The organism is Roseivirga sp. UBA1976, from assembly GCF_002336325.1.
Taxonomy (GTDB): domain Bacteria; phylum Bacteroidota; class Bacteroidia; order Cytophagales; family Cyclobacteriaceae; genus Roseivirga; species Roseivirga thermotolerans.
On record NZ_DDDQ01000074.1, the window covers coordinates 1 to 6,158 of the forward strand.

Consider the following 6,158-nt stretch of genomic DNA (forward strand, 5'->3'; position numbering starts at 1 on the left):
TAGTCCAGCTAAGCTTGACACCCGTTTCAGAAACCTCTGCCGTAGTCTGAACGGGGGGTGTCGGTCTTTGATTAACAAGACTGGAGCCTTCTACTAACTGGTTTCTCGAAATAACAATTCCGGTGTTTTCTACACTGGGGTAAGTAAAAAACACCACATCCAAATCTCCATCATTATCAAAGTCCAACCAATCTGTTTTGGCCACACTGTTGTCAATAAATAAGGTGGTTGACTCATCGAACACACCATTATTATTGATCAGCACTTTATTAATGAGTTGCTCATTCTCAAATAAGTTCAATAACAGAATATCTAAATCACCATCTAAGTCGTAGTCTTCGATTTTTAATTCATTTGGCACGTTGACCAGAGTTATTTGCATGTCGACCAACTGCGAAATTTCCCCACCCATCCACTTTAAGAAGTTAAGTGTGGCTTTGTTATCTATGTAATCCACATAAACAATCTCGGGCAGTCCATCGGCATCAATATCTGCGGTATTAAAATGCATACCACTGACTATCTCGTTTTGAAAGTTGTTTGGCTCCAACGAACCAGACTTATTTATAAATACCGTATTAAATTCCTTGCCAGATGGCCTAAAGAGTACTAAGTCTTTAAAACCATCCGCATTGAGGTCTGCTTCAACCCAGTTGCTCTGTTCGTAGAGGTGAATATCTGTTGCTATATCACTGGTTGGCATATAGCGTTTAACATCATTGGCCTGTACAAGTGTGTAAAGAGTCCCTCCCCGATCAATTAATTCGATCACACCGTCATTTTCAATATCTACCGCATTTACACCTCTTAGAACAACATTTTCTTCCAGCCCATTAATTCTGGAAAACACAAGCCCTCCCTGATTTAAATAAACTGCAGCATTGTTTCCGATATCTGTTTCCTGAGTGAAAACAACATCTATTAGATTATCACCATCGATATGAACAAAAACAGCCTCACCAATCGGGGCATTGGGAAAAACATTATCTAGACGTTCAAAGGTGTTCCCGTTGTACTTCAGTACTACAGAAAGACTTTCTCCATCCTCCAATCCACTAACAATAATTTCTTTGAATCCATCATTGTCTAAATCGGCATGATTTATAGCTATTATACTTAGCGATGGCACTAGTAATTCATAAAACTTTTGGTATTGCTGTGAAAGCAGATTTACAGTAGTGATTGAAAGCCAACCAAACACAAAAATACACTTGCGCATATAGGTAATTTTGTGCGAATATTGATAGAAAGAACAAGATTTAAAAGAGTTTTTTTTAGGCTAAAACAAAAAAAAATCTCCATTTCGAAACCGGTTAACTATCCTGAATATCAATAGATAAAAACTCCTCTATAACTCAATATTCCTAAGCTTACGCTTCGCCTTCCAGTAGCCCCAAAGTAATTTGGGGCTTATGCCTTTTTTCCGCGAGAAGCTTCAAGCATATCCCACATTTCCTGAGGTATTTTTTCCAGATGACTAAACTCTCCGGCTCCCATTAACCATTCACCTCCATCAATAGTAACTACCTCTCCATTGACAAATGAAGAAAAATCAGACATGAGGTATGCTGCAAGGTTGGCAAGTTCCTGGTGTTCCCCCACTCTGCCTACGGGCACAAGCTTGGCCGGATCGAATTTCTTCACCAAATCTCCTGGAAGTAATCGACTCCAGGCCCCTTCTGTAGGAAATGGCCCTGGTGCAATGGCATTCATACGAATGTTGTATTTAGCCCATTCCACCGCCAGTGAACGTGTCATAGCCAAAACGCCCGCTTTGGCACAAGCCGATGGCACCACATAGCCCGATCCTGTCCAGGCATAAGTGGTTACAATATTTAGCACTGTTCCTGCTTGTTTCTTATCAATCCATCGTTTCCCAAGGGCAAGAGTAAAGTTGGTAGTACCTTTTAAAACAATGTCTATGATGGTATTAAATGCCCGGTGCGACAAGCGCTCCGTAGGGCTCACAAAATTACCTGCCGCATTGTTTAAGAGTCCGTGAATAGCCCCAAAATGATCCTCAGTTTGTTTAAGAACAGCTTCTACCTGGTCATATTCCCTTACATCGCAAGCAATAGGTAGTACCTTGCCACCTGTTTCTTCCTCAAGTGCTGCGGCTGTTTTTTCGAGCACTTCCATCTTACGGCTGGTAATTACAAGGTTTGCCCCAAGCTCTAAAAAGTACTTACCCATAGACCTCCCAAGGCCTGTGCCTCCACCGGTTACAATTATGGTTTTACCTTTTAGTGCATCGTCTTTTAACATTCCATCTGTTCTCATGAGTAACTCTTACGTTTTTAGGTTCGTTGTTAAGTTATCGAATAATTCTCTGCATGCATAACATTTTGAACACCCAAAACTAAATTTCAAATTGGCTGTCATTTCATTAAATCTCGAACGAAATGAGCATATTTGCCTATAAGTCAAAAAACCTATGAGCCGTCTAAAAACTCACCTTATTCTCCTTGTTGCAGCCACCACAGTTTTAAGTTCTTGCGTGGCCAAAAAAGAATTCGATGCCCTCTTTAATGAAAAAACAGGCCTCGAAAATGAAAATGCCAACCTGAAAGAGCAGTTGGAAATTGCTGAAGAAAAGATAAGCAGGCTGGAAGTGCAGGTGGAAGAGTACAAAGGCAAAACTGCCGCCTTGCAAAACGACCTTGAACTACTTACAAAAGAATACAATACCGTAAAAGCCGATTACGACAGAGTAAAACAACTTTATGACAACCTGCTAAGCAACAGTAGTCAATTAAATTCAGATCTGGCCCAACAACAGCAACGGCTTTTGGCCATTGAAGATGACCTCGAAATTGAACGAAAGAAAAATCAGGAGTTGGCGGAGGACCTGGCCAAAAGAGAAGCGCGTGTGGCCGAATTGGAAAAACTAATTGCCGATAAAGAAAAGGCCGTTGAGCAACTGAAAAAGCGAGTTACAGATGCACTATTGAACTTTGATGAGGGCGAACTAACAGTTGAGGTAAAAAACGGCAAAGTGTATGTTTCCTTGGCTGAAAAGCTGCTTTTTGGTTCTGGAAGCACCAAGGTTGATGCCAAAGGGATTGAAGCACTTAAACAATTGGCCAATGCGCTCAAAGGAAATAACGAGATCAACATTATGGTAGAAGGCCACACCGATAATGTACCTATCTCACGTACATCTCAGTACATGAATGACAACTGGGACCTGAGTGTGATGCGTGCTACATCCATTGTCAGAATTCTTGTAAACAATGGAGTAAACCCTGAGACGATTACAGCCTCTGGCCGGGGCGAATACTCCCCTATTGCCATTAATAACACTCCAGAAAACAAAGCTTTGAACAGACGCACTGAGATAATACTCACTCCAAAGCTAGATGCCCTGTTTCAAATTTTAGAGACCTATTAAACAATTGGTCTGAAATAACGATTGTATCTCCATGAATGGCACCAACGAATATTCCGAATACAGCAAAGAGGAGCTTAACGCTAAATTAAACAAGTTCAAAAAGCTTCAGAAAGCTATTACCATTGCTGCAATTTTAGCAGCAGTGGTAATAGTCATAGTTTCTTATTTAAGGAATGCTCCACAAGGATACAAAATGGCTCCTATTTTTCTCATTGTAGGAATAGGTTACCCTTACCTGGCATTTGGAGGTGTCAAAACCAAAATTCAGCTTGAACTGGAGAACCGCTCAAAAAGCTGAGGCTCTTTCCATCAGGAAAGCACAAATCAGTGCTCCATAAGTGCCCAAGGCATAACCTAAAACAGCCAATAAAACCCCCACTGGCGCTAATGCAGGGCTAAAAGCAGAAGCTACAACTGGTGCAGAAGCCGCTCCTCCCACATTGGCTTGGCTTCCCACAGCCACAAAGAAGAATGGTGCTTTAATCAACTTGGCTACCACCACCATAATGAGTACATGAAAGAGCATCCAGGTAATACCTATGGAGAATAGTCCCAGGTTATCAAACACCTCACGGATGTTCATTTTCATACCAATGGTGGCTACCAAAATGAAAATAAATACGCTACCCAACCGCGAGGCACCCGCTCCCTCATATTTCCGCAAGCGAGTAAATGATAACCCAACACCTACTGTGGTAGCAATTACCACAATCCAGAAGAAACCTGAAGCTAGTGACTCTAACGAAAAACGCTTGAGCCATTCCATACGAGCAGCCAGCATTGGCGAAATCAAATCAGATCCCCAGTGAGCAAGAGCAGTTCCTCCAAATGCAATTGCCAGAATCATATAAGTATCGGCCAGGGTGGGAATCTTAGCTATACCGGCCTGATATTCTTCCACCCTTCTCTTTAAATCGTCTATAGCACTGGTATCAGACTTAAGCCAAGCGTCTACCTTTTTACTAATATTGGCTCCATAAAGCAGAAACCCGGTCCAGATGTTAGCACAAATCACATCAACCACAATCATGGTAGCGAAAAGGTCTTCGCCAACTTTAAAAATTTCCTTCATAGAGGCTTGGTTAGCACCTCCACCAATCCAGCTACCGGCCACTGTAGAAAGTCCGCGCCATACCTCCTGACCCTCGCCTACATCCAGCACACTGGGCGCAATAGAAGAAATAAGCAATATAGCCAATGGCCCGCCCAAGACAATACCTACTGTTGCAGCTAAAAACATTATAATAGCCTTAGGCCCAAGGTTCATTATCCCTTTGAGGTCTATGCTCAAACAAAGCAAAACCAACGAAGCCGGCAATAAATAGCGCGAAGCCACATAGTATAAGTTAGACTGTTCTCCGTCTATAAGCCCCAGCGGCCAGTTGAGTAGTGCGGGCAAAAAATAACACAGCAAAATACTGGGCACTATGGTGTAGAATTTCTTCCAAAAGGGCTTTCCCGAACTTGAGGTATAGAATACACAGGCTACCACCATTATGAGTAGTCCAAGAACAATGGCATCGTTGGTAAACACCGGCATGGCTGTTTTTTTGGTTAGGCTCCAAGTATAGGAATTTTTCATTAGTTGAACCGCTGTTTTTATGGTCAAAACCTCAAGGCTCCTGTTCTGAAGCACCGTTCATCCTTCATTTAAGATTTTTATAAGGTTCGCACCCAAATACTCTTTAGAATCCCATATATTCGGATTTTAAATTTTTATCAATGGCTAATAGAGGAGGATTTTCAAGCAGACTTGGATTTATTGCTGCCGCAGCAGGATCGGCAGTTGGATTAGGAAACATATGGGGTTTTCCCTATGAAGTTGGACAAGGAGGTGGTGCAGCCTTTGTGGTAATGTACCTGATTTTCTGCTTTATACTCTGCTATCCGGTAATGGTTACCGAAATTGCCATAGGTCGTAAAACGGAGAAAAACCCGGTAGGTGCTTTCAATGCACTGGGCTTTAAAAAATGGAGTTTTGTTGGAAAACTCGGCATTCTCAGTGGCTTTCTTATTCTTTCATTTTACAATGTAATTGCCGGTTGGGCCTTTGGCTATATTTTCGAAATGGCTTCGGGCAACTTTGGTATAGCCGAGCAGTTTGGAGAGTTTGTTAAAGACATTTTTAAAGTTGGAGCCTATGGCCTGCTCTTTATGGCTACTACGGCCTATGTGGTTTCCAAAGGAGTTTCAGGAGGAATAGAGAAGGCAGCTAAGTTTCTGATGCCTACACTCATTGTAATGATTCTAGCCCTTGTGGTATATTCCTTAACCCTGCCAAATGCCGTAGAAGGATTGAAATTCTACCTTATACCTGATTTTTCTGAAATAAATGCCGAAGTAGTAACCAACGCTCTTGGCCAGGCCTTCTTCTCTCTTTCTTTGGGAATGGGCGCACTAATTACTTACGGCTCTTATGTAAATAAAAAGGAAAACATTGTCTCTGCCGCGGCCTTCATTACGCTGGCCGATGTGGGTATAGCCGTGATTGCCGGTATGATGATCTTCCCATTAATAGGCTTTATGAGTGGCGGTACCATGGAAGGCGTAGGTAGTGGCCCGGCCCTAATATTCGTTACCTTACCTCAAATTTTTGGTACCATTGGCGGTACATTAGGAGCCATAGCCGGCACCGTGTTTTTTGTACTTCTGTGTTTTGCGGCCCTCACCTCTACCGTATCTCTGCTAGAAGTACCGGTAGCCTATGTGGTAGACGAGAAAAAGGTTAAAAGAAAAAGAGCTGTTTGGCTAGTGGCGGGGGTTATTT

Annotated in this window: 6 protein-coding genes; 3 read left to right on the forward strand and 3 right to left on the reverse strand. The window is 42.3% G+C overall.

Translation table 11 applies throughout. The features are described from left to right. Both B3763_RS07440 and B3763_RS07445 read right to left on the reverse strand, forming a co-directional pair. A partial coding sequence (locus B3763_RS07440) for an FG-GAP-like repeat-containing protein (protein WP_286745302.1) occupies positions 1-1,219 on the reverse strand: 1,219 nt, incomplete at its 3' end. A 191-nt stretch (positions 1,220-1,410) separates the two neighbouring features. Continuing rightward, the gene (locus B3763_RS07445; RefSeq protein ID WP_229838593.1) at positions 1,411-2,280 is read right to left on the reverse strand and encodes an SDR family oxidoreductase; all 870 of its coding nucleotides are present in this window, start codon (positions 2,278-2,280) and stop codon (positions 1,411-1,413) included. Positions 2,281-2,434: 154 nt separating this feature from the next. Between B3763_RS07445 and B3763_RS07450 the strand changes: the two genes are divergently transcribed. Then, positions 2,435-3,391, forward strand: coding sequence for an OmpA family protein (locus tag B3763_RS07450; protein WP_286745306.1), 957 nt, complete (start codon positions 2,435-2,437; stop codon positions 3,389-3,391). Between the two features lie 31 nt (positions 3,392-3,422). Then, entirely contained in the window at positions 3,423-3,689 is a 267-nt protein-coding gene (locus B3763_RS07455) for a hypothetical protein (RefSeq protein ID WP_286745309.1), read from the forward strand. Here B3763_RS07455 and B3763_RS07460 read toward each other — a convergent pair. After that, positions 3,678-4,973 (reverse strand): DUF819 domain-containing protein, encoded by a 1,296-nt coding sequence (locus tag B3763_RS07460; RefSeq protein WP_286745311.1) that lies wholly within the window; start codon positions 4,971-4,973, stop codon positions 3,678-3,680. The genes B3763_RS07455 and B3763_RS07460 overlap by 12 nt on opposite strands. Before the next feature lie 140 nt (positions 4,974-5,113). Between B3763_RS07460 and B3763_RS07465 the strand changes: the two genes are divergently transcribed. Further along, the coding region (locus tag B3763_RS07465; protein WP_286745313.1) for a sodium-dependent transporter at positions 5,114-6,158 on the forward strand (1,045 nt) is incomplete at its 3' end.

Coding starts and splice junctions, on each gene's coding strand:
- B3763_RS07445 (WP_229838593.1), bottom strand. CDS start 2,280: ATGAGAACAGATGGAATGTTAAAAGACGATGCACTAAAAGGTAAAACC.
- B3763_RS07450 (WP_286745306.1), top strand. CDS start 2,435: ATGAGCCGTCTAAAAACTCACCTTATTCTCCTTGTTGCAGCCACCACA.
- B3763_RS07455 (WP_286745309.1), top strand. CDS start 3,423: ATGAATGGCACCAACGAATATTCCGAATACAGCAAAGAGGAGCTTAAC.
- B3763_RS07460 (WP_286745311.1), bottom strand. CDS start 4,973: ATGAAAAATTCCTATACTTGGAGCCTAACCAAAAAAACAGCCATGCCG.